The sequence below is a fragment of the Leisingera sp. ANG49 genome (genome assembly GCF_059694505.1).
Genome location: NZ_JCATZN010000001.1, coordinates 952,982 through 974,853, shown reverse-complemented (window position 1 = coordinate 974,853; position 21,872 = coordinate 952,982). Strand labels below are relative to the sequence as shown.

Annotated in this window: 22 protein-coding genes; 15 read left to right on the top strand and 7 right to left on the bottom strand. The window is 65.2% G+C overall.

The genetic code is table 11. The features are described from left to right. Positions 1 to 57 precede the first annotated feature (57 nt). Positions 58 to 183, top strand: a complete 126-nt coding sequence (locus AC58NV_RS04870; RefSeq protein WP_366661964.1) for a hypothetical protein — start codon at positions 58 to 60, stop codon at positions 181 to 183. 22 nt (positions 184 to 205) lie between these two features. Here AC58NV_RS04870 and AC58NV_RS04865 read toward each other — a convergent pair whose 3' ends face one another. Then, a complete protein-coding gene (locus AC58NV_RS04865) occupies positions 206 to 1,981 on the bottom strand; it encodes an SLC13 family permease (RefSeq protein WP_497226109.1) in 1,776 nt (591 codons plus the stop codon). Between the two features lie 121 nt (positions 1,982 to 2,102). Here AC58NV_RS04865 and AC58NV_RS04860 point away from each other — a divergent pair, with 121 nt between their 5' ends. Both AC58NV_RS04860 and AC58NV_RS04855 read left to right on the top strand, forming a co-directional pair. Next, the gene (locus AC58NV_RS04860; protein WP_366661966.1) at positions 2,103 to 2,843 is read left to right on the top strand and encodes a YebC/PmpR family DNA-binding transcriptional regulator; all 741 of its coding nucleotides are present in this window, start codon (positions 2,103 to 2,105) and stop codon (positions 2,841 to 2,843) included. A gap of 67 nt (positions 2,844 to 2,910) precedes the next feature. Then, a complete protein-coding gene (locus AC58NV_RS04855; RefSeq protein WP_497226108.1) occupies positions 2,911 to 3,405 on the top strand; it encodes a GNAT family N-acetyltransferase in 495 nt (164 codons plus the stop codon). A gap of 26 nt (positions 3,406 to 3,431) precedes the next feature. On the opposite strand, the gene AC58NV_RS04850 is transcribed toward AC58NV_RS04855, so the two are convergent. Genes AC58NV_RS04850 through AC58NV_RS04840 form a run of 3 tightly spaced genes read right to left on the bottom strand, consistent with a single transcriptional unit; the run spans position 3,432 to position 5,887 of the window. Beyond that, positions 3,432 to 4,280 carry a COG3904 family protein gene (locus tag AC58NV_RS04850; RefSeq protein ID WP_497226107.1) on the bottom strand — a complete coding sequence of 283 codons (849 nt, stop codon included), beginning with the start codon at positions 4,278 to 4,280 and terminating at the stop codon, positions 3,432 to 3,434. A gap of 13 nt (positions 4,281 to 4,293) precedes the next feature. Then, positions 4,294 to 4,986 carry a nitroreductase family protein gene (locus tag AC58NV_RS04845; protein WP_497226106.1) on the bottom strand — a complete coding sequence of 231 codons (693 nt, stop codon included), beginning with the start codon at positions 4,984 to 4,986 and terminating at the stop codon, positions 4,294 to 4,296. 16 nt (positions 4,987 to 5,002) lie between these two features. Then, on the bottom strand, positions 5,003 to 5,887 hold the full coding sequence (locus tag AC58NV_RS04840; RefSeq protein WP_497226105.1) for a LysR family transcriptional regulator ArgP: 885 nt from the start codon (positions 5,885 to 5,887) through the stop codon (positions 5,003 to 5,005). 89 nt (positions 5,888 to 5,976) lie between these two features. Here AC58NV_RS04840 and AC58NV_RS04835 point away from each other — a divergent pair, with 89 nt between their 5' ends. The 4 genes from AC58NV_RS04835 to AC58NV_RS04820 all read left to right on the top strand — a co-directional run bounded on the left by AC58NV_RS04835 (position 5,977) and on the right by AC58NV_RS04820 (position 9,718). Beyond that, on the top strand, positions 5,977 to 6,579 hold the full coding sequence (locus tag AC58NV_RS04835) for a LysE/ArgO family amino acid transporter (protein WP_497226104.1): 603 nt from the start codon (positions 5,977 to 5,979) through the stop codon (positions 6,577 to 6,579). A gap of 84 nt (positions 6,580 to 6,663) precedes the next feature. Then, positions 6,664 to 7,596: a pirin family protein gene (locus AC58NV_RS04830; protein ID WP_497226103.1), complete on the top strand. Its 933-nt coding sequence runs from the start codon at positions 6,664 to 6,666 to the stop codon at positions 7,594 to 7,596. 94 nt (positions 7,597 to 7,690) lie between these two features. Next, positions 7,691 to 8,611 carry a DMT family transporter gene (locus tag AC58NV_RS04825; RefSeq protein WP_497226102.1) on the top strand — a complete coding sequence of 307 codons (921 nt, stop codon included), beginning with the start codon at positions 7,691 to 7,693 and terminating at the stop codon, positions 8,609 to 8,611. A gap of 66 nt (positions 8,612 to 8,677) precedes the next feature. Further along, positions 8,678 to 9,718, top strand: a complete 1,041-nt coding sequence (locus AC58NV_RS04820) for a DUF1036 domain-containing protein (RefSeq protein ID WP_497226101.1) — start codon at positions 8,678 to 8,680, stop codon at positions 9,716 to 9,718. Between the two features lie 15 nt (positions 9,719 to 9,733). On the opposite strand, the gene betI is transcribed toward AC58NV_RS04820, so the two are convergent. After that, positions 9,734 to 10,309 (bottom strand): choline-binding transcriptional repressor BetI, encoded by a 576-nt coding sequence (gene betI / locus AC58NV_RS04815; protein WP_366661975.1) that lies wholly within the window; start codon positions 10,307 to 10,309, stop codon positions 9,734 to 9,736. A gap of 159 nt (positions 10,310 to 10,468) precedes the next feature. On the opposite strand from betI, the gene AC58NV_RS04810 reads away from it, so the two are divergent. The 5 genes from AC58NV_RS04810 (at position 10,469) to AC58NV_RS04790 (ending at position 16,168) form a co-directional block, all read left to right on the top strand. Next, positions 10,469 to 11,677, top strand: a complete 1,209-nt coding sequence (locus tag AC58NV_RS04810; RefSeq protein WP_497226100.1) for a BCCT family transporter — start codon at positions 10,469 to 10,471, stop codon at positions 11,675 to 11,677. A 294-nt stretch (positions 11,678 to 11,971) separates the two neighbouring features. Then, positions 11,972 to 13,429: a betaine-aldehyde dehydrogenase gene (gene betB / locus AC58NV_RS04805; RefSeq protein ID WP_497226099.1), complete on the top strand. Its 1,458-nt coding sequence runs from the start codon at positions 11,972 to 11,974 to the stop codon at positions 13,427 to 13,429. Positions 13,430 to 13,536: 107 nt separating this feature from the next. Then, positions 13,537 to 15,192, top strand: a complete 1,656-nt coding sequence (gene betA / locus AC58NV_RS04800; protein WP_497226098.1) for a choline dehydrogenase — start codon at positions 13,537 to 13,539, stop codon at positions 15,190 to 15,192. Positions 15,193 to 15,365: 173 nt separating this feature from the next. After that, the gene (locus AC58NV_RS04795) at positions 15,366 to 15,605 is read left to right on the top strand and encodes an HP1242/YdcH family protein (protein ID WP_366661979.1); all 240 of its coding nucleotides are present in this window, start codon (positions 15,366 to 15,368) and stop codon (positions 15,603 to 15,605) included. Positions 15,606 to 15,907: 302 nt separating this feature from the next. Then, the gene (locus AC58NV_RS04790) at positions 15,908 to 16,168 is read left to right on the top strand and encodes a hypothetical protein (protein ID WP_497226097.1); all 261 of its coding nucleotides are present in this window, start codon (positions 15,908 to 15,910) and stop codon (positions 16,166 to 16,168) included. A 31-nt stretch (positions 16,169 to 16,199) separates the two neighbouring features. Here the strand turns inward: AC58NV_RS04790 and AC58NV_RS04785 are convergent, their stop codons facing one another. Next, positions 16,200 to 17,588, bottom strand: a complete 1,389-nt coding sequence (locus tag AC58NV_RS04785) for a helix-turn-helix domain-containing protein (RefSeq protein ID WP_497226096.1) — start codon at positions 17,586 to 17,588, stop codon at positions 16,200 to 16,202. Between the two features lie 75 nt (positions 17,589 to 17,663). Then, positions 17,664 to 18,875, bottom strand: coding sequence for a multidrug effflux MFS transporter (locus AC58NV_RS04780; protein WP_497226095.1), 1,212 nt, complete (start codon positions 18,873 to 18,875; stop codon positions 17,664 to 17,666). 261 nt (positions 18,876 to 19,136) lie between these two features. Here AC58NV_RS04780 and AC58NV_RS04775 point away from each other — a divergent pair, with 261 nt between their 5' ends. The 3 genes from AC58NV_RS04775 to AC58NV_RS04765 are packed head-to-tail and all read left to right on the top strand — an operon-like array spanning position 19,137 to position 21,798. Next, complete coding sequence (locus AC58NV_RS04775; protein ID WP_497226094.1) at positions 19,137 to 20,669, top strand: acyl-CoA carboxylase subunit beta; 1,533 nt, start codon at positions 19,137 to 19,139, stop codon at positions 20,667 to 20,669. Next, the gene (locus AC58NV_RS04770) at positions 20,639 to 21,373 is read left to right on the top strand and encodes a hypothetical protein (RefSeq protein ID WP_497226093.1); all 735 of its coding nucleotides are present in this window, start codon (positions 20,639 to 20,641) and stop codon (positions 21,371 to 21,373) included. Before AC58NV_RS04775 ends, AC58NV_RS04770 begins: the two co-directional genes overlap by 31 nt. Next, positions 21,370 to 21,798 (top strand): hypothetical protein, encoded by a 429-nt coding sequence (locus tag AC58NV_RS04765; protein WP_497226092.1) that lies wholly within the window; start codon positions 21,370 to 21,372, stop codon positions 21,796 to 21,798. The genes AC58NV_RS04770 and AC58NV_RS04765 overlap by 4 nt, the downstream gene beginning before the upstream one ends. Positions 21,799 to 21,872 lie beyond the last annotated feature (74 nt).

Here is a 21,872-nt window from a genome sequence, read left to right as displayed (position 1 = left end):
ACTGTAATTTTTTTTGCCCATATGGAGAGGAGCAGTGTCTTCATAAGGGCCAAGGCCATGAGTTTCAGAAAAGTGTTCTTGTTTGTCGTTCTCGCCGGCTCAACCGCGATTGCGCTGGTGTCGCAAGCCCAGACCGGCGGCGCCGCCCGCGCGCTCCCGGTTCAGCAGGAGCAGGCGCAGTAGCCCGGCCGCCTGTTTGCACCGATCACAAAGGCCAGAACACCAGAATGGCCGGAATGGACACCGCGATGACCAGCGCCTCCAACGGCAGCCCCATCCGCCAGTAATCGCCGAAATGATACCCCCCGGGCCCTAGCACCAGCGTGTTGTTCTTATGCCCGATCGGGGTCAGGAAGGCGGCGGAGGCCGCCACCGCCACCGCCATCAGGAACGGATCCGGGGAGACGCCCAGCGTCTCTGCCATCTGGATGCCGACAGGCGCCGCAACAATCGCCGTCGCCGTGTTGTTCAGAACATCCGACAGGGTCATGGTGACCACCATCAGCACCGTCAGCACCGCCCAGGCGGGCAGGCCCGCGGTCAGCCCCGTCAGCGCGTTGGCAATTAGCGCCGTGCCGCCGGAGCTGTCCAGTGCCGCCCCCAGCGGGATCATCGAGCCCAGCAGCACCACCACCGGCCATTCCACATGGTCATAGATCTCCGCCACCGGCAGGATCTTCAGCAGCACATAGCCGATGGCCACCAGCCCCAGCGCCACCGGCAGGTACAACAGCCCGACGGAGGCCGCGAGCACCGCAGCGGTAAACAATCCGATGGCGGCCCAGGTCTTGTCGTTGGCCGTTACTGCCAGGCCGCGCGCGGCCAGCGGCAGGCAGCCCAGCCAGTCCGCCACATCGGCGCTGCGGCCGCGCGGGGACAGCAGCAGCAGGATATCGCCGGCCTGAACCTCGGTCTGGCGGATATGGCGGGTGATCCGCGTGCCCTGGCGGGAAATCCCCAGCAGCACCGCGCTCTGCCGCCAGGCCAGTCCGATGGACTGCGCGGTCCGGCCGCGGATGCGGGCGGTTTCGGGCACCACCAGCTCGGTCAGCTCCAGCCCTTCGCCCGCCGCCGTCAGCTTCTCCTGCCGGGCGGCATCGGCAAACTCCAGCTTCAGCGCGCTGCGGAACTCGTCCAGCGCCTCGGGTTCCGCCTCGATCACCAGCGTGTCGCCCTCGCGCAGCAGTGCCGCCGTGGCGCGGCCATACCGCCGCTTGCCGTCCCGGATCAGGCCCAGGATCGCCACATCCGCCTTCTCGGCCTCCTCGTCCAGCGTGCCCAGCCGCTTGCCGATCAGCTCAGACCCGTCGCCCACCGTCAGCTCGGCGATGTAGGGCGCTAGCTGCGCTTCTGACGCGCCGGCCGCATTTTCCCGCGCCGGGATCAGCCGCCAGCCGATCAGCGCGACAAGGGCGAGGCCCGCCAGCGCCGCAATCCCGCCCACCGGGGCAAAATCGAACATCCGGAACGGCTCGCCCAGCGTTTCGCCGCGGATCGCGGCAATGATGATGTTGGGCGGCGTGCCGATCAGCGTGACCATGCCGCCGAGGATAGTGGCAAAGGACAGCGGCATCAGGCTGAGCCCCGGCGCGCGGCCCGCCTTGCGCGCGGTCTGGATGTCCACCGGCATCAGCAAGGCCAGCGCCGCCACATTGTTCATGAAGGCCGATAGCACCGCGCCAACCCCGCCCATCAGCGCGATATGGCCGCCCAGGCCCCGGGCGCTGTCCACCAGCGTCCGGGTGATCAGGAACACCGCGCCGGAGCGTACCAGCCCGGCCGAGACGACCAGCACCAGCGCCACAACCAGCGTCGCAGGATGGCCGAACCCGGCAAAGGCGTCCTTGGCTGGCACCACCCCCAGCACCACGCCCGCCATCAGCGCGGCAAAGGCCACCAGATCATAGCGGAAACGCCCCCACAGCAGCAGGGCAAAGACAGCAGCAAATAACGCAAACAAAACGGCTTGTTCATATGTCATGGCGCCAGCTTATCCCCGAAACCCCGCGGAACAAGGGCAAAGCGGGGCAGGGCGCTTGAAAGCCCCCGCCTTGCAGGGCTATATGGGCGCCAATTCAGATATACAGCAGCAAGGATGCACCATGGCAGGCCATTCAAAATGGGCTAACATTCAGCACCGCAAGGGCCGTCAGGACGCGGCGCGGTCAAAACTGTTTTCCAAGCTGGCCAAGGAGATCACCGTGGCCGCCAAGATGGGCGACCCCGATCCCGACAAGAACCCGCGCCTGCGCCTGGCCGTGAAAGAGGCCAAGTCGCAGTCCGTCCCCAAGGACGTGATCGAGCGCGCCATCAAGAAGGCCGTCGGCGGCGACGCCGAGAACTACGATGAAATCCGCTATGAGGGCTATGGCCCGAACGGCGTTGCGGTGATCGTCGAGGCGATGACCGACAACAAGAACCGCACCGCCTCCAACGTGCGCTCCACCTTCTCCAAGAACGGCGGCAACCTGGGCGAGACCGGCTCGGTCGGCTTCATGTTCGACCGCAAGGGCGAAGTGACCTACCCGGCCTCCGTCGGCGACGCCGACACCGTGATGATGGCGGCGATCGAAGCCGGTGCTGAGGATGTCGAAAGCTCCGAGGACGGCCACATCATCTATTGCGCCGACAGCGACCTCAACGATGTGTCCAACGCGCTGGAAGCAGAGCTGGGCGAATCCGAGTCGACCAAGCTGGTCTGGAGGCCGACCACCACCACCGAGCTGGACCTGGAAGGCATGCAGAAGCTGATGAAGCTGGTCGATGCGCTGGAAGACGATGACGACGTGCAGCGCGTCACCACCAATTTTGAGGCCACCGACGAGGTCATGGCGCAGCTCTGATCCGCCGCATGATGAATTTTCCAAGGCCCGCCAGCCCGGCGGGCCTTTTGCTTTCCGGCCTTCAAGAATGACCCTGAAAGGTCCCCCGATGCAGATCAGAGAGTTCCGCCCCTCGGACGCCGCAGCGCTCGCGCAGATCTTCCATGCCGCCGTTCATGGCATCGGCGCCCGCGACTACAGCTCCGAACAGCTGCGCGCCTGGAGCCCGGAACCCGCCCCGGCGGCAGCGTGGGCCAGCCGCGCCGCCGATGGCCGACGCGTTTTTGTCGCCGCGGACACGCGGAACCAGCCCCAGGCCTTCATCGAACTGGAGCTTGATGGCCATATCGACTGCTTTTACTGCCACCCGCAGGTTGCGGGCACCGGCACGGGGTCCGCGCTTTATGAACGGCTGGAAGCAGAGGCCCGCAGCCTCGGCCTCAAGTCCCTTTTTGTGGAGGCCAGCGAGGCCGCCCGGCGGTTCTTCCTGCGCCAGGGGTTCACCGTAGAGACCCGGCGCGAAGTCGAACGCCGCGGGGTGGCGCTGCATAACTACCGTATGACCAAGGCGCTTGCCGTCTGACATGCTTCGCCGCAGCGCCGGCGCGCTCAGCGCGGGTCCGGTCTTATCAGCCCGGCACGGTGCAATTCGCCGCTGCCCGGCAGCCACAGCTCCGCGCTGGGCACCGCAAAAATCCGCTCAGCGAACTCCGCGCTGACCCCTTGTCCCAGCAGGAAGGCGCGGTCTTTCTCCTGTTCCCGCTGCAGGTCGATCTGCGGCAGGCCGCTCTCGAACTGCAGCGCATAGCTGTGAAAGCCGAGTTGCCCGTCCGGCCCCAGGCTGCGTTCCATGCCGGCCGCAAACATCAGCGTGCAGGCTGAGGCGCACAAACCGTCTGCGCGGGTGTCCCAGCCGTTCTGCCGGACCAGCCGGGCAACGCCGCGCGCCTCGGCGATCAGCCCGCCGGGACCGGCCAGCGCCACCAGAGCCACGCCCGGGTTTTCCTCTGCCAGCAGCCGCATCCGATTAGTCAGGCCAAAGGTGATCTCACCGTCAAAGATCAGCGTCCGGCCATCGCCGGACACGGACAGGCTGTAAAGCGCCTCCCGCTCCAGCCGCCTCTGCTCAGCATAGGCGGGCTCCTCCACCGCCCGGGCAATCAGCAATGCGTCCCACCATTGCGTCAGCGCCGCAAAGCCCGCAAACAGCAGCAGCAGGTAGCCGCCCCAGACCGGCGCCATCGCGCCGGTGCTCTGCACATGCGCGTCCGCACTGCGCAGAAAGGCCCGGGCCTGCCACAAAAGGAACAACCCGTCCGCAGCCATCAGCACGAAGGCCAGCGGCACCGGCAGCCGGATCCAGTGATTGAGCGCCAGCCACCCCAGCAGTACCGCCCCCCGCGGCAGTGCCACCTGCAGCATCAGGCTGCGGGGCAGGGACAAGGCGCCGGCGCTCATCCGGCGGCCTGCATCATTCAAACACCTGGCAGATCTGCTCGAGCGGCTTCTTCAGCTTGGCAACGGAGGGAACAGTCGCGTCTTCTGCCGGGTGGCCGACTGCGATGATCATCGTCGGTTTCTCCGAGGCCGGGCGGCCCAGGGCCCCGTTCAGGAATTTCATCGGGTTCGGCGTATGCGTCAGGCTGCACAGACCCGCGGTGTGCAGCGCCGTCAGCAGCACGCCGGTGGCGATGTTCACGCTCTCCGGCACGTAGTAATTCTTGTAGCGCGTGCCGTCCTCGAACTCGCCCCAGCGCTGGGCAAAGACCACGATCAGCCAGGGCGCGGTGGTCAGATGCGGCTTGTCGGCATCGGTGCCGATCGGCTCCAGCGCCTTGATCCACTCATCCCCCGCACCGCCGGCATAGAACCGGCGCTCTTCCTCTTCGGCCACTTCGCGGATCCGCGCCTTCAGCGCCGGGTCGGAGATCGCGGCAAAGAACCAGGGCTGGTGATTGGCGCCCGACGGCGCGGTGCCGGCCGCTCGGATGCAATCCTCGATCACCGCGCGCGGCACCGGCTGGCCGGTGAAATCCCGCACCGTGTGACGCCGCCGCATATGCGCCAGGAACGCCCCCGCCTTTTCCTGCATTTCCGCATCGGAATACTCCGCCCGGTCGGGCAGGGGCAGCGGTTCGTAGCTCAGGGCGTCTTTCGAGAACATGGGCGGGCATTCCGGTTTAGCGTTGCGTCAGATACTGTCTCGCCGATTTCTGCACGGCGCGGGTCACCTCGGCAAGGGCCGGGGCCATCACCCGCGCCACCTGCCAGGTGAGCGGCACCGGCAGCGTGGTCTCCGGAATCAGCGGCACCAGGCGGCCCGATCGGATGTCCGCTTCCACCATCGCCAGCGGGTTCATCCCCCAGCCCAGCCCCGCGGCCGCAGCATCGATGAAGGCCTGGGTTGAGGGCAGGTAATGCGCAGGCGGCGCCAACCCGGGCGCCACATTGCGCTCCAGCCACAGCCGCTGCAGGTTGTCCTTGGCATTGAAGATCAGGCAGGACGCTTTTGCAGCGGCCTCCGGCGTGACGCCGTCCGGAAACCAGCGCGCCATGAAGCCCGGGCTGGCGGTTGCCGCATAGTCCAGCGTGCCCAGCGGATGGGCGTCAAACCCGGTCACCGGCTTGGAGCTGGCGGTGACGGCTGCCGAGACCTCGCCGCGCTTCAACCATTCCGCACTGTGGTCCTGGTCGTCCACCAGGAGGTCGAACAGCACGCCGTCCACGGCTGCCATCTCCTCAATGAACCAGCTCGCCAGGCTGTCGGCATTGACCGCAATCCGCAGCCGCACCGGGCCGTGATCCGCTTCCAGTGCCAGCTCCCGCGCCAGCTGCGCCTCCAAGAGGCCGATGTCCTCGGCGTGTTTGGCAATCCGCAGCCCCGCCGCGGTGCCGGTACAGGGCGCCCCGCGCAGCACCAGCGCGGCGCCGATGCGGTCCTCCAGCGCCTTGATCCGCTGCGAGACGGCTGACGGCGTCACTGCCAGCGCATGCGCCGCCGCCTCGAACGAGCCAAGACGCAGCACCGCGCTCAATGCTGCCAGCTGGCTGGGGTCCATCTGCATTAGAAACTCTAATCTGGCCTGAAACTCTTTAACTGGATTAAAGGTGCGGCGGCCGCTAGTCAAATCCCAGCACAACGATGGAGACAGCAATGCCCCCCAGCCTGATTGCCGGTTTTGCCCTGGGCCTCAGCCTGATCATGGCGATCGGCGCCCAGAACGCCTTTGTCCTGCGCCAGGGGCTGCGGCGCCAGCATGTGTTCTGGATCTGCCTGACCTGCGCCGGCTCCGACGCGGTGCTGATCACCGCGGGCGTCTTCGGCTTCGGAACCCTGGCCGTGGCGCTGCCCTGGTTCGAACAGGCGATGCGCTGGGGCGGTGCGGCCTTCCTGGTCTGGTACGGCGCCCGCGCCCTGCGCGCCGCCTGGCAGGGCGGCGAAACGCTGGAGGCCGCGCAGGAGGGCGCAGGCGCGGCGCTGTTGCCGGTGCTGGCCACCGTGCTGGCGCTCACCTGGCTCAATCCGCATGTCTACCTGGACACGGTGGTGCTCTTGGGCTCGATCTCCGCCCAGTATCCCGAACCGCTGGTCTTTGCCGCCGGCGCGGCCATCGCCAGCTTCACTTTCTTCTTCACCCTCGGCTATGGCGCCAGCCTGCTGGCTCCGGTCTTTGCCCGCCCGCGCGCCTGGCAGGTGCTCGATGCCATCGTCGGCCTCACCATGTGGGCGATTGCCGCAAAGCTGCTGCTGATGTGACGAACAGCGCTTGTGCGCAGGCAGGCCTATCGCCTGCGCAGAAATGCCCTACCTTTCCCCCATGACAGCAGACAGGAGGGAAAGATGAGCTGGAATCCGGCACTGGAACCGCAATGCCCCGATGCGGGCGATCTCGACTCGATCGAGACGGTGATCATCCCGCGCGCCCGCGACCTCGGCGGCTTTGAGGTCCGCCGTGCGCTGCCCGCGCCGCGCCGCCAGATGGTCGGGCCGTTCATCTTCTTCGACCAGGCCGGGCCTGCCGAATTCCTGACCGGCCAGGGCATCGACGTGCGCCCGCACCCGCATATCGGCCTCGGCACCGTCACCTACCTGTACCAGGGCGAATTCGAGCACCGCGACTCCCTCGGAACCCACCAGATGATCTACCCGGGCGAGGTGAACTGGATGGTGGCCGGGCGGGGCGTCACCCATTCCGAGCGCACCTCCGCCGCCACCCGCCAGGGCAAAAGCAGCCTGTTCGGCATCCAGACCTGGATCGCGCTCCCCGACAGCCACGAGGATGTTCCCGCGGCTTTTGAGCACCACGGCAGGGAGGCGCTGCCGGTGCTGGAGGGCGAGGGCAAGACCGTGCGCCTGATCCTCGGCTCCGCCTGGGGTGAGAAAGCCCCCGCAACCCTCTATTCCGAAACCTTTTATGCCGATGTGGTGCTGCACCCGGGCGCCAAGCTGCCGCTGCCCTCCGACCACGAGGACCGCGGGCTTTATGTGACCCAGGGCTCGGTGGAGATCGCCGGCGAAACCTTTGACGCGGGCCGCATGATGGTGTTCCGCCCCGGTGATGAGATCACCGTGACCGCCGGGCCTGAGGGCGCCCGGCTGATGGCGCTGGGCGGCGAGACGCTGAACGGGCCGCGCTACATCTGGTGGAATTTCGTCGCCTCCTCCCGCGACCGGATCGAGGATGCCAAGGCCTCCTGGGCCGCGGGCGACTGGCAGTACGGCCGCTTCCAGCTGCCGCCGGGCGATGATCAGGAGTTCATCCCGCTGCCGTGACGCCGCAGCGTTTCCGGGCAGAAAGCTGCCCGCTTGGAAATAATTCACATGTGAACTCTTGTGCCGCCGCCCGAACGGGTGTTCTGTGACCGTCATGAGCCAGACCGCCGCCCCCGTCCAGCAAACGCAGAACCCGCTCAAGGGCGTGTTCTGGATGGTGGTGACCGGCCTCTGCTTCGTGGCGGTGACGGCGCTGGTCAAATCGCTCGGCACCCGCATCCCGCCCGCTGAAAGCGCCTTTCTGCGCTATCTGCTGGGGCTGGTGTTCCTGATCCCGATGGCCGGCGCGCTGCGCAAGGCGCATCTGACCCCGCGGCTCTGGGCGCTGTTCGCTGGCCGCGGCGTGGTGCACACCGCCGGGGTGATCCTATGGTTCTTCGCCATGACCCAGATCCCGCTGGCGGAGGTCACGGCGATGAATTACCTGTCGCCGGTCTATGTCACCCTCGGTGCGGCGCTGTTCCTGGGCGAGAAGCTGGCCTTCCGCCGCATCACCGCCATCGCCGTGGCGCTGGTGGGCGCGATGATCATCCTGCGCCCCGGCTTCCGCGAGGTCTCGCCCGGCCATGTCGCCATGCTGTTCACCGCGGTCTCCTTCGGCGCCTCCTACCTGATCGCCAAGTTCACCGTCGGCAGCAACAGCCCCGCTGTGGTGGTGGGGATGCTGTCGATCTTCGTCACCATCGGCCTCGCGCCCTTCGCCCTGGCGGCCTGGGTCACGCCGACCCTGGCAGAGACCGCGATCCTGTTCGGCGTTGCCTGCTTTGCCACCGCGGGCCACTACACCATGACGCTGGCCTTCGCCGCAGCGCCCGTGGCGGTCACCCAGCCGGTCACCTTCCTGCAGCTGGTCTGGGCCACCCTCCTGGGCGCGCTGGCCTTTGGCGAGCCCGCCGACATCTGGGTGATCTCCGGCGGCGGCCTGATCCTGGCGGCGGTCAGCTTCATCTCCTGGCGTGAAGCCAGGATAAAAAGGAAATCCCTTTCATCTTCCGGTAATGTCCCTGGTATTTGATCGTCTTATGGGTGTTACAATAGTGGCGTAACCTCCCGATCTTACGGAGACTCCCAGGGGCCGTGAATGATGAAATGCCTTTGGCTGCCGGTCCTGCTGCTGGCGGCGTTTTACGATACTGCAGCGGTGCAGGCCGGGACCCGTATCTGCAACGATACGGAAGCCCTGCATCAGCTGGCCGTGACCCTGCACACCGGCGGCCGCTGGGTGTCCCAGGGATGGCAGCCGCTGCCGCCCGGCGGCTGCGTGGAGCCGGCGCCGCAGGGCTACAGCAGAAAATTCTTCTATTTCCGCGCCGAAGGCCCCGGCTACAGTTTCCGGGACGACAGCGTCCGGTTCTGCACCGCCCCGGGGCAGTTCCGGATCGCGGATGATGCCGCTTGCGGGCTGCCGGGCCAATCCCGGCAAGGGTTTGCCAAGGCGCTGGCAGGAGCGGAGGACCGGACGGTTCCGCTCAGCCGCCGTTCTCAAACCGCAAGCGGCAGCGCTTCTGCGGCAGCGGCGCTGCAGGAGATCCGCCACGACGCAGCGCACAGCGCGCGCAATGCGGACGGTTCGCACTATGCGGTGGATGTGGTCTTTCAGGGCTGCACACAGCAGTCATCAGCGGCAATGGTGACCTGCAAGTTCGTCGGCAACGGCATGGAAATCGGCGCCGCGGGCAGGGTGCAGATCTCCGATCCTGTTTTTACCTACCTGCTGGGCCTGCTGCGCGGCGCCCCGCTGGCCATCGACGGGGAGATGATCGCCACCTTCGGGTCTTTCGGGGAGCTGGAGCTGCACAGCGTCACGCCGCGGGTTCCGAACCGGTTCGACAGGATGCTGCAGCAGATGCAGGGAGAGTGGGTGTCGGAAAGCAACCGTTACGACAGCTTTTCCATTTCCGGCGCGGAGCGCCGGGTCCGCTACGAAGGGGTCGAGATGACGCCGGAATTCATTGCGGTCCAGGGCAGCTGCAAGGGGGCCGGGAGCGGGGACTTCCTGCTGGCCTGGGACAGTCTGCGCGGCTCCAGCCTGTGCTACCGGATCAAATCCCTGACGGAGGACAGAATGACATTGATCTATCTGCCGCGCGGCATCCGGCTGGACTACAGGCGGCTGCAATAGCGCCTGCCCTGGGGGTCAGGGGATCACCAGGTCCACCACCCTGTGCGCTGCGGCGCGGGCATCCTCCGGGTCCAGCGCCTCTTCCGATTGCGCCGCCTGCAGCCAGACCCCGTCCATGTAGCACTGCAGCGCCTGGCGGGCGGTTTCCACCCGCTGGGCCGGCAAAAGCGCCCGCAGCTCGGCCAGGAAATGGCTGCGCACCCGGGCCCGGTTGATTCGGTGCAGGCGGCTGAGGCGGGGCGAATAGGGGGCATTTGCCCAGAATTGCATCCAGATGCTGCACTGGGGAACAGTGAACAGGTCGTCGGCAAAGTTCGCATCCATCACCGCATACAGCCGTTCGCGCGGGGTGCGCGCAGTGGCGTAACCCTCGCTCATCGCGCGGCGCAGCTTGCCCAGAAGATGCAGCATCGTGGCTTCCATCAGCCCTTCCTTGGAGCCGAAATAATAGTTGATCGAGGCCGCCGACGCCCCGGCCTCCCGTGCGATTTCCGCCATGGTTACAACGCCGTAACCACGCTTGTGCACGGCAACGATGGTGGCTTCGATCAGCTCCTCGTTGCGGATGTCCCGGATGCGTTTCCTGCTCATGATTAAGTTGTGCGGCAATTGGGCCGGCGTTTCAACTGTTGTTCTCGCGAATCCGAAACTTGAATGGCCGTTTAAAAAACTGTTTGGCGCCTCAGCCTGCTGTGATATGTACTCCTCCCATGTCTTAGGGCGGTAACCGCCCGGAAATGGGAGGGACATATGACTTCAATCATCTCGTTCGGGATCCTGCTGGCCTTTGCGCTGGTGGCGTTCTGCGTGATCAAGTGGTGGAACGTCCGCAACGTCGGCGTGACCCCCGTTCACCTTTTCACCTTCATCGCAATCCTGTTCACCTCCGGTCTGGACGTGGGCCTGATCATGTTCCCGCTGGCCTGGGACTTCCCGCTCTATGCGGACACCGCGGCGGAACCGGCCTATGCCTTCACCAACCCGCTGGCGCTGGAATTCGGCTTCTGGGGCTTCCTGATCTGGGGCTTCTACTTCCTGACGACCTTCTATTTCTGCGTCATCGAACCGCGGGTGAAGTTCTTCGAGATCCCGCTGGTGAAGTGGATCAACAACATCGTGATCATCGGCACCTGCGCCTTCACAGGCGCGCTGTTCCTGATCTACCTGCCGTATTACGCCACCTTCATGGGCGACGGCGAGACGGTGATCCCGGCGTTCTACGTCATCACCTTCCTGGTGATTCTGTTTGCCGCCTTCTCCTCCACCGACATCAAATACGTCCGGATCCTGTCGGTCGGCTCCACGGTGCTGTTCATGGCGCTGATCCTGGGCATGTGGGCCTATGCCGGCATGGGCCTGGGCGCCTTCGCGGACACCGCCTCCAACATCGGCGGCTACTTCGCGAACATCCACAAATTCATCCTGCCGCTGACCGACTATCATGAGTTCTACCTGTTCTGGTGGTTCGCATGGTCGATCATGATCGGCCAGTTCACTTCCCGCTTTGTCGGCGGCCTGCGCACCTGGCAGGTTCTGGCAGCGCTGCTGATCTTCCCGTCGATCCCGCTGGGTGTGTGGTTCTCGGTGCTGTACTACTACCACCTGAACAGCATCGAAACGACGCTGCTGATCAACGTCTCCATGGTCGCGGTGGGCATCATCTTCGTGGTCAACTCCTTTGACTCGCTGATCCGCCTCTACACCGACAACCTGAACCTGACGGCCAAGCGCTTCGGCACCATCCCTTACGTGCTCGGCAACGCGGTTGTGCTCTTCGGCCTGACCCTGGCCTTCCAGAGCCAGTGGCTGCAGATCCAGTGGATCGGCACCATCGTGATCGCCATCTATGTGGCCTGCCTGGCCTACATCCTGGCCTTCAAGCGCAGCGAAGTGATGAGCATCGACGCCTCGCCCGAGGAAAACACGCTCGACTTCGAAAAGATCAAGGCGGCCCACTAAGGGCGGTCTCCCGGCTGGACCTCTGTTTCCCCGAATAGTCAGTTCAGCCTCTAACTGCCTGGCGGTGCCTTCGGGCCTGCCAGGCGCCTTTGCACACCGCCGTCTCCGCGGAGGTCTGCGACAAGCGGCTCCAGCCCCAGGCTCCAGAAAGCCGCTTCTCCCGGACGCTCCTGCCAACCGGCAGACCGGCCCGCAACTGAACCCGCTGGCAGCACCCTCTGCCAGCCATACGAAGACCCCGCAATTGCTGCCCCGGCAGCACTGAAACCCTTGAACAGATCGGACAAGAGTATCATGACCCACCCCGCCCAGCCCAAGGCCAGCCACTTCATCAACGGCGAATACGTCGAAGACACCGCGGGCACCCCGATCCCGGTGATCTATGCCGCGACGGGTGAGCAGATCGCCACCGTCTACGCCGCCACCCCGGCAATCGTGGAGCAGGCGCTGTCCACCGCCAAGGAAGCCCAGAAAGCCTGGGCCAAGATGACCGGCACCGAGCGCGGCCGCATCCTGCGCCGCGCCGCCGACATCATGCGCGAGCGCAACCATGAACTGTCGGTTCTGGAAACCTACGACACCGGCAAGCCGCTGCAGGAAACCCTGGTCGCCGACGCCACCTCCGGCGCCGACGCGCTGGAATACTTCGGCGGCCTCGCGGGCTCCCTGACCGGCGAGCACATCCCGATGGGCGAGGACTGGGTCTACACCGTGCGCGAGGCACTGGGCCTGTGTGTCGGCATCGGCGCCTGGAACTACCCGACCCAGATCGCCTGCTGGAAAGGCGCGCCCGCACTGGCCTGCGGCAACTCGATGGTGTTCAAACCCTCCGAGACCACGCCGCTCTGCGCCCTGAAAGTGGCTGAGATCCTGCATGAGGCCGGCGCGCCCGCTGGCATCTACAACGTCATCCAGGGCATGGGCGAGGTCGGCGGCGCGCTGGTCACCGACCCGCGCGTCGACAAGGTCTCGCTGACCGGCTCGGTGCCGACCGGCAAGAAGGTCTATGCCGCCGCCGCCGCAGGCATGAAGCACGTCACCATGGAACTGGGCGGCAAGTCGCCGCTGATCATCTTTGATGATGCCGACATCGACAATGCCGTGGGCGGCGCCATCAACGGCAACTTCTACTCCTCTGGCCAGGTGTGTTCGAACGGCACCCGCGTGTTTGTGCAGAAAGGTATCAAGGAGAAATTCCTCGCCCGCCTGGCCGAGCGTACCGGCAACGCCATCCTGGGCGACCCGATGGATGAGGCCACCAGCTTCGGCCCGATGGTCACTGAAAACCAGATGAACATCGTGCTGGGCTACATTGAAAAGGGCAAAGCCGAAGGCGCCCGCGTTGTTTGCGGCGGCAACCGTGCAGACATGCCCGGCTACTACATCCAGCCCACCGTCTTTGCCGATGTGACCGACGACATGACCATCGCGCGCGAGGAAATCTTCGGCCCGGTGATGTCCGTCCTCGACTTCGACACCGAGGAAGAGGTGATCGCCCGCGCCAATGACACCGAGTTCGGCCTGTCCGCCGGCGTCTTCACCAACGACTTCAGCCGCGCCCACCGGGTGATCGGCCAGCTGGAGGCGGGCAGCTGCTTCATCAACTCCTACAACGACGCGCCGGTCGAGGCGCCGTTTGGCGGCGTGAAGGCCTCCGGCGTGGGCCGCGAGAACTCGAAGGAGGCGATTAAGCACTTCAGCCAGGTGAAATCCGTCTACGTCCGCATGGGCGACGTCGAAGCGGCGTTCTGATCGGCATCCGCCTGCAAGCAACGGCCGGGCAGGGCGCCCCGCGCGCCCGCCCAATCTGAAGAAACGGCAGCACCCCAGATCTTCCGGCTGCCGGATGGAGAATGGAAATGAACGCGGATTATGTGATTGTCGGGGCCGGGTCAGCCGGCTGTGCCATGGCCTACCGGCTCAGCGAGGCCGGCAAGAAGGTTCTGGTGATCGAACACGGCGGCACCGATGCCGGGCCGTTTATCCAGATGCCGGGCGCGCTCAGCTACCCGATGAACATGCCGCTCTACGACTGGGGCTACAAATCCCAGCCCGAACCGCACCTGGGCGGCCGCGAACTGGTCTGCCCGCGCGGCAAGGTGATCGGCGGCTCCTCCTCGATCAACGGCATGGTCTATGTGCGCGGCCACGCGGGCGACTACAACCACTGGGCCGAGTCGGGCGCCGCGGGCTGGTCCTATGCCGATGTGCTCCCGTACTTCAAACGCATGGAAACCTGGAATGACCGCGGCCACGGCGGCGACCCGGACTGGCGCGGCAAGGACGGCCCGCTGCATGTGACCCGCGGCCCCCGCGACAACCCGCTGCATGACGCCTTCGTCAAGGCGGGCGAGCAGGCGGGCTACCCGGTCACCTCCGACTACAACGGCGAGCAGCAGGAAGGCTTCGGCCCGATGGAGATGACGGTCTACAAGGGCCGCCGCTGGTCCGCCGCCAACGCCTACCTGAAGCCCGCGCTCAAGCGTGAAAACTGCGACCTGATCCGCGCCTTCGCCCGCAAAGTGGTGATCGAGGACGGCCGCGCCGTCGGCGTCGAGATCGAACGCGGCGGCAAGGGCGAGGTGATCCGCGCCAATGCCGAGGTGATCCTGGCGGCTTCCTCGCTGAACTCCCCCAAGATGCTGATGCTGTCCGGCATCGGCCCGGCCAAGCACCTGGCCGAGCACGGCATCGACGTGGTCGCCGACCGCCCCGGCGTCGGCCAGAACCTGCAGGACCACCTGGAATTCTACTTCCAGTTCGCCTGCAAACAGCCGATCACCCTGTTCAAATACTGGAACCTGCTGGGCAAGGGCCTTGTCGGTGCCCAGTGGATGTTCACCAAAACCGGCCTGGGGGCCTCGAACCAGTTCGAAAGCGCCGCCTTCATCCGCTCCGACAAGGGCGTGGATTACCCCGACATCCAGTACCACTTCCTGCCGATCGCGGTCCGCTACGACGGCCAGGCGGCGGCAGAAGGCCACGGCTTCCAGGCCCACGTCGGCCCGATGCGCTCGCCCTCGCGCGGCGAGGTCACGCTGGCCTCCGCCGACCCCAAGGACGCGCCGAACATCCTGTTCAACTACATGTCGACCGAGCAGGACTGGATCGACTTCCGCAAATGCGTGCGCCTGACGCGGGAGATCTTTGCCCAGGACGCGATGAAGCCGTTCCTGAAGCACGAGATCCAGCCCGGCACCGATCTGCAGACCGACGACGAGATCGACGGCTTCCTGCGCGAGCATGTGGAAAGCGCCTATCACCCCTGCGGCACCTGCAAGATGGGCGCGGCGGAGGATCCGATTTCGGTGGTCGACCCGGAATGCCGCGTCATCGGCGTCGACGGCCTTCGGGTCGCCGACAGCTCGATCTTCCCGCGCATCACCAACGGCAACCTCAACGGCCCCTCGATCATGACCGGCGAGAAAGCCTCCGACCACATCCTGGGCCGCCGCCTGCCGTCCTCCAACGCAGAGCCGTGGTTCAACCCGAACTGGCGCGAAGCGCAACGCTGATCCTGTTGCGCTGCCAGCAAGCCGCCCGCCACCTCCCCTTTGTGCGGGCGGCTTTTTGCTGCCGGAATTTCCCCGAAAATCCGCCCGCTGCGGTCATCTTTTGATCCGCGTCAAAGTGGCCGGGCAGGGCAGGCAATAATCTGCAACCGACCCTAGGAAGAAGGAGCGAGCAGGTGTCCAACACTCCCCATGAACTGGCCGAGGAATTCCCGGAAAAAGCGGCGCTGATGAGCCAGCTGAAACAGTCCGACGCGCATTTCGCCAAGCTGTCGGAAGACTACCACGCGGTGAACCGCGCCGTGCACCGGGCGGAGACCAATGTGGAGCCGGTCAGCGCACAGGCAGAAACCGAAATGCGCAAACAGCGCGCCGCCCTGAAGGATGAGATCTGGGGGATCCTGTCCAAGGCGTGATGCCGCCGGATGGCGCAACGGTGAAGGGGTGCCGGCGGCGCCCCTTTTTTGCATCCGGCACGCGGGCCTTCCCCTGTGCGAACCGGCAGCCCGGGGATTCGCGGCCGCTGCATTGATCCTGAACCGGCAACAGTGCCGGACCGCCCGGTCAACTGTTGAGGATTTGCTTCCCGGAACGGGGTAATTCGGATGAATTTAAGGCAAATTCGTCAAAATTGTGACCGGGTGCACTATTTAAAGATAACAGCCTGAATTTGTCCTCAGGCCAAAGGGTGCAGCGTAGTGTGCGAAGGAGTAACCCAATGGGACAGATCTATCAGCCAGGGTGCTGGCAGGAGATCGAAGGGGTGCCGTCAGAGGCCACCGATGCCGAAATCCTGGCAGCGGTGCGGAATGTGATCCGGGCGGAAACAGCGGTCCCGGCGCGGCAGGAGCAGCCTGCGCCCGGCCGCGCGCGCCAGTGGCAGCCGGCCCCGGCGGACCAGCCCAAACAGCCGCCCCAAGCAGCCGCCAAGGCGGAACGCGCGCTGATGGCCCGCCTGCTGGACCGTCTGCGCGGCTGATTTCAGCGCTCCGCTCTGCGGCACGGCAGCCTCAGCTTACCTCATAAGGCAGCACGCCGCGCTGGTCGGTGTCGATGGTCAGCCGCCTCTCCAGCGGTGGAACGGACCGCTGGTGGCAGTCCTTTCTCTCACAGATCCGGCAGGAGATGCCGATCGGCTCATAGGCGCTGTCCTGGCTCACATCCAGCCCGTCGGCATAGACCAGCGCGTCCGCGTGGCGCACCTCGCACCCCAGCGCAATCGCATAGCGCCGCACCGGCGCGCCGAAGGAACCGCCGGGTTTGGACACATCCCGCGCCAGCGAGATATAGCGCACCCCGTCCGGCGTCTCCGCCAGCTGGCGCAGGAACCGGCCCGGGGTTTCAAACGCCCGGTGCACGTTCCACAGCGGGCAGGCGCCGCCGAAGCGGGCAAACTGCAGCCGCGTGGCCGAGTGCCGCTTGGTGATGGTGCCCGCCTGATCCACCCGCACAAAGAAGAACGGCACCCCCTTGGCGCCGGGCCGCTGCATGGTCGACAGCCGGTGCGCGATCTGCTCGATCGAGGCGCCGAAGCGGATCGCCAGCAGCTCCAGGTCGTGGCGGCAGGCCTGCGCCGCCTCCAGGAACCGTGTATAGGGCATCAAGGCGGCGCCCGCGAAATAATTGGCCAGGCCGATCTTGGCGATGGCGCGGGCTTCCTCGCTCTGGAACTTTGCAAAATCGAGGGTCGCTTCCAGCAGCGTGTTCTGCCGCAAAAGCGCCACCTGCAGCAGCATCTGGAACAGCTGCGTCTGCGGCGCGGAGCGGTTCGACAGATGCAGCACCTGCGCCTCCGCATCGTAGTGGCGCAAACCTTCCATCTCGGTCTGCCGCACGGTGATGCCGCCGCGCTCCAGCTCGGCTATGGCCGCGGCGCGGATGTCATTGGTGGCGGCGAAGCGTTCGGCCGCATGGTCCACCGCGTCGATGTAGTTGTCGCAGTAATGGAAGAAATCGCGCACCTCTTCCCAGGGGCTCGCCTGAATGCGCGCATCCTCCCGCCCCAGCGCCTCATCCAGCGAGGCAAGGCGCTCATGGGTCTGCCGGTAGGCCCGGTGCAGCGCCAGAAACGCCCGCGCCAGCGCCGGGGCGTTTGATGCCGTCAGCCGCAGGTCCGCCAGCGGCGGCGCATCATCGGCAAACACCGGGTCCGCCATCGCCTCGCGCATGTCGCTGACCAGCCGCTCGCTGTCGCCCGCGCTCAGCTCGGTCACATCCATGCCGAATTCCTGCGCCAGTGCCAGAACCACCGTGGTCGACACCGGGCGGTTGTTGTTCTCCATCTGGTTCAGATAGGGCAGGGACACCCCCAGCTTGGCGGCAAAATCCTTCTGCGTCAGCTCCAGCCGCTGCCGCATCTCGCGCAGCTTGGCGCCGGCGTAAAGTTTCTGAGTGGCCATAAGGCATGCCTTTGCAAATTCAACTCCTGCGAAGCGTATAATTGCAAAGGCTGCCCCGCAAGCTTGCGGCGGCGCTTATGCGCGGATCTGCCGCTCCCGCCAGACCACCAGCAGGATCGCCACCAGCCCGCACATCGCGGTGCCGAACATGATCGCCAGCAGTGGCACCGCGGTGGACCCCGGCACCAGCAGCATGCCTGCAAAGGCGCTGAGCGCGGCGCCCGCGCCGATCATGATCGCGCCGCTGAGGCCCGAGGCGGTGCCCGCCAGGTGCGGCCGCACCGAAATCGCGCCTGCGGTGGCATTGGGGATCGCCATGCCGTTGCCCAGCCCGACAAAGCACATCAGCCCGAAGAAGGTGATCACGCTGTCCGCGCCCGCCATTGCGATCAGCAGCGACAGCAGCACTCCGCCGCCATTGATGATGCAGCCCCACAGCACCATCCGGTTGACGCCCAGCCGGGTGGAATAGCGGCCGGAGACGAAGTTGCCGGCAAAATACCCCACCGCAGGCGCGGAGAACCAGACGCCCAGCTCTGCGGTGCTGAGGCCGTAAACTTCGGTGCCGACAAAAGGCGCGCCGCCCAGATAGGCAAAGAAGGCGCCGGAGGCCAGGCCGGACGACAGCGAGTAGCCCCAGAAGCGCGGCGAACTCAACAGCTCCGGGTATTCGCGGAACTGCGCCACCAGCGTCTTGCCGCTCTTGTGCGCGGTCTCGCCGAAATCGGTGAAGGTGATCAGCAGTGTCGCAGCACCAACCAGGAACAGCAGCCAGAAGTTGGCGGTCCAGCCCATCCACTGGTCCAGGAAGCCGCCGATTGCCGGGCCGATCATCGGCACCACCGCCATGCCCATGGTGACATAGCCGATCATGCTGGCGGCCTCGTTGGTGTCATACATGTCGCGCACCGCGGCGCGGCTCAGCACCATGGTTGCGGCCACCGCCGTCTGCGCCACCCGGAACATCAGGAACAGTTCCGCCGTCGGCGCATAGATGCAGCCCAGCGTGGCCAGCAGGAACAGCACGATGCTGCCCAGGATCACCGGCCGCCGCCCCATCTGGTCGGAAATCGGCCCGACAAAGATCTGCACCACCGCATTGCCCGCCAGATACAGCGCCACCGACAGCTGCATCACCCGGTAGTCGACCGCGTAATACTCTGCCATCCCCGCCAGCGACGGCAGATGCAGGTTCATGCCAAGCGCCGACAGGCCTGCCAGCAGGATCAGGGTGAAAATGCGCGGAGGCGTCCGCTGGCCGGCGGCCCTTGTATCATATGTGGACATACCATCCGGTTAGAGCAGTCGGCTGGCGTTGTCCATCGCTCCGCTGTGCGGCAGCGCACAGGGCTGCCGGCAGTCCCGGGGCCGGGGTTCCCTGCGGACCTGCAGGCACTGCCCTCCCGGCCGGAAGGGCGCTCCCGGACTTTGCTGATTTTCAACTTTGCCAACTCCGTATGCAAACGGTTTGCAAATTTGCGATTATGTCCTTTGGCTTCGCTGCTGCGCAATATATGGTCGCGCTGAAACTGACAGGGGACATGTGCCATGAAAGACATCCTTTCCGAGCTGGAAGACCGCCGCGAGGACGCGCGGCTGGGCGGCGGCCAGCGCCGCATCGACGCACAGCACGGCCGCGGCAAGCTGACGGCCCGCGAACGGATCGAGCTGCTGCTGGACGAGGGCAGCTTCGAAGAGTTCGACATGTTCATCGCCCACCGCTGCACCGATTTCGGCATGGAAGACAACAAGCCGGCCGGCGACGGCGTGGTCACCGGCTGGGGCACCATCAACGGCCGCCAGGTCTATGTCTTCTCCCAGGACTTCACCGTGCTCGGCGGTTCGGTCTCCGCCACCCATGCCCAGAAGATCTGCAAGATCATGGACATGGCGGTGCAGAACGGCGCGCCGGTGATCGGCATCAACGATTCCGGCGGCGCCCGCATCCAGGAAGGTGTCGACGCGCTGGCCGGCTACGCCGAGATCTTCCAGCGCAACATCATGGCCTCCGGCGTGATCCCGCAGATCTCCGTCATCATGGGCCCCTGCGCCGGCGGCGCGGTCTATTCGCCTGCGATGACCGACTTCATCTTCATGGTCAAGGACACCTCCTACATGTTCGTGACCGGCCCCGACGTGGTGAAAACCGTGACCAACGAGGTGGTGACCGCTGAGGAACTGGGCGGCGCCTCCACCCACACCCGCAAATCCTCGGTTGCCGACGGCGCCTTTGAAAACGATGTCGAGGCGCTGGCCGAGGTCCGCCGCCTGGTCGACTTCCTGCCGCTGAACAACCGCGAAAAGCCCCCGGTGCGCCCCTTCTTCGACCAGCCCGGCCGGATCGAGGAAAGCCTGGACACCCTGATCCCGGAAAACCCCAACAGTCCCTACGACATGAAGGAGCTGATCACCAAGGTCGCGGATGAGGGCGATTTCTACGAGATCCAGGAGGATTTCGCCAAGAACATCATCACCGGCTTCATCCGCCTCGAAGGCCAGACCGTGGGCGTCGTCGCCAACCAGCCGATGGTGCTAGCGGGCTGCCTCGATATCGACAGCTCTCGCAAGGCCGCGCGTTTCGTGCGCTTCTGCGACTGTTTCGAAATCCCGATCCTGACCTTCGTCGACGTGCCGGGCTTCCTGCCGGGCACCTCCCAGGAATACGGCGGCGTCATCAAGCACGGCGCCAAGCTGCTGTTCGCCTATGGCGAAGCCACCGTGCCCAAGGTCACCGTGATCACCCGCAAGGCCTATGGCGGCGCCTATGACGTGATGGCCTCCAAGCACCTGCGCGGCGACTTCAACTATGCCTGGCCGACCGCCGAGATCGCGGTGATGGGCGCCAAGGGCGCCACCGAGATCATCCACCGCGCCGACCTTGGCGATGCGGAGAAGATCGCGGCACACACGGCGGACTATGAAGACCGCTTCGCCAACCCGTTCGTGGCGGCGGAACGCGGCTTCATCGACGAGGTGATCATGCCCCAGTCCACCCGCAAACGGGTCAGCCGCGCCTTTGCCTCGCTGCGGGGCAAGCAGCTGAAGAACCCGTGGAAAAAGCACGACAACATTCCGCTGTGACTATGCTTAGATCGGAACTTCTTTACTCCAAACTCAAAGAGATCCAGGCGCTTGCTCGTGCAGTAAATGCCGGTGAAGCGTTTCGAAAAGCGTTTGATGCCGAAACAGTTGAGGACGGTTTTGAGGCGCTTCTATCCACTTTGGATGAGGCGCGCACGGAAGTAGAAAACTGTGTATTTTCCAAGCCTGAGAAGCAAACACGTTTCTTAGGTGAAATGACTGCCTTTCGCAGCAAGCTTCTAAGTATCTTGTTCACTCGTGACAGGAACGCCAAAGGGGCGTTGTTTAACGAAGGTGCTTTGGAGAGAATTGGGGCAATTGCAGACTCAGTTGGTGAGAGGATCGAACACCCAGTAGGCGACTTAGACCGCGCGTCTTTTGCTGGCAAAACCTTGGAGTTGATTGAGCAAGTAAGGCAGTGGGAGTTGGAATCCTATTCTTCGCGCTCTTTGCTACTGAGTCTCGGAATGATCGTGCAAATTTCTCAGTCAGAGGGGGTTTCGACCTCTGATACAGAAATTAGAAGGAGAGTGAAGAATATCGTTGCCTCATTTGCAGTCGAATATGCGATCATGGACCGTGAGTTCGAGACCAAATGGGAAACTCTAAAGAGATGGGCAAAGTCGGCGTACTCAGGGTCCTCCACTCCTTTGGGCCTGACTGCTGACGTTGCTACGGTTGCGGGACTTCTACCCAAGCCATGACCGGCACCCCCTGGCATATCACCCGCACGGACAACGCTTTGACGCTGTCGCGCCGCCTGCCTGCGCGTTTCGACGTATCGGCGGAAACGGTGCTGCCGTCAGGCGATCCCCTGCGGCTGGCGCATCAGATCCGCCAGGACATGTGGCGCAAGCTGCAGCGCTTGCGCGGCTTCTCCCCGGTGGTGGAAATCACCGCCGAAGGGCAGGGGCTGCGGGTGCGGGCAGGCGGCCAGGTGACGGGCCGGGTGCCCGCCAATGCGGCCGCACAAATCACCGAAGTTCTGGAAAATCCGGCCCGCCGCGCCCGCTGGACCCGGCATGCCAGCCGGGGGCGGGGCGCCGCTCTGCCCGATTCCCGCGCAGATGCGAAGGATTCGCATAGAATCGCGGCAAAATTTGACATGAAGAGCGAATCAGCGTCATGATCCGCGCCAGCCGATATCAGACAGCGCGCGCCACTTGCGCAGCGCCTGCAGCTCCGGCCGGAGGAGCCCGGGCG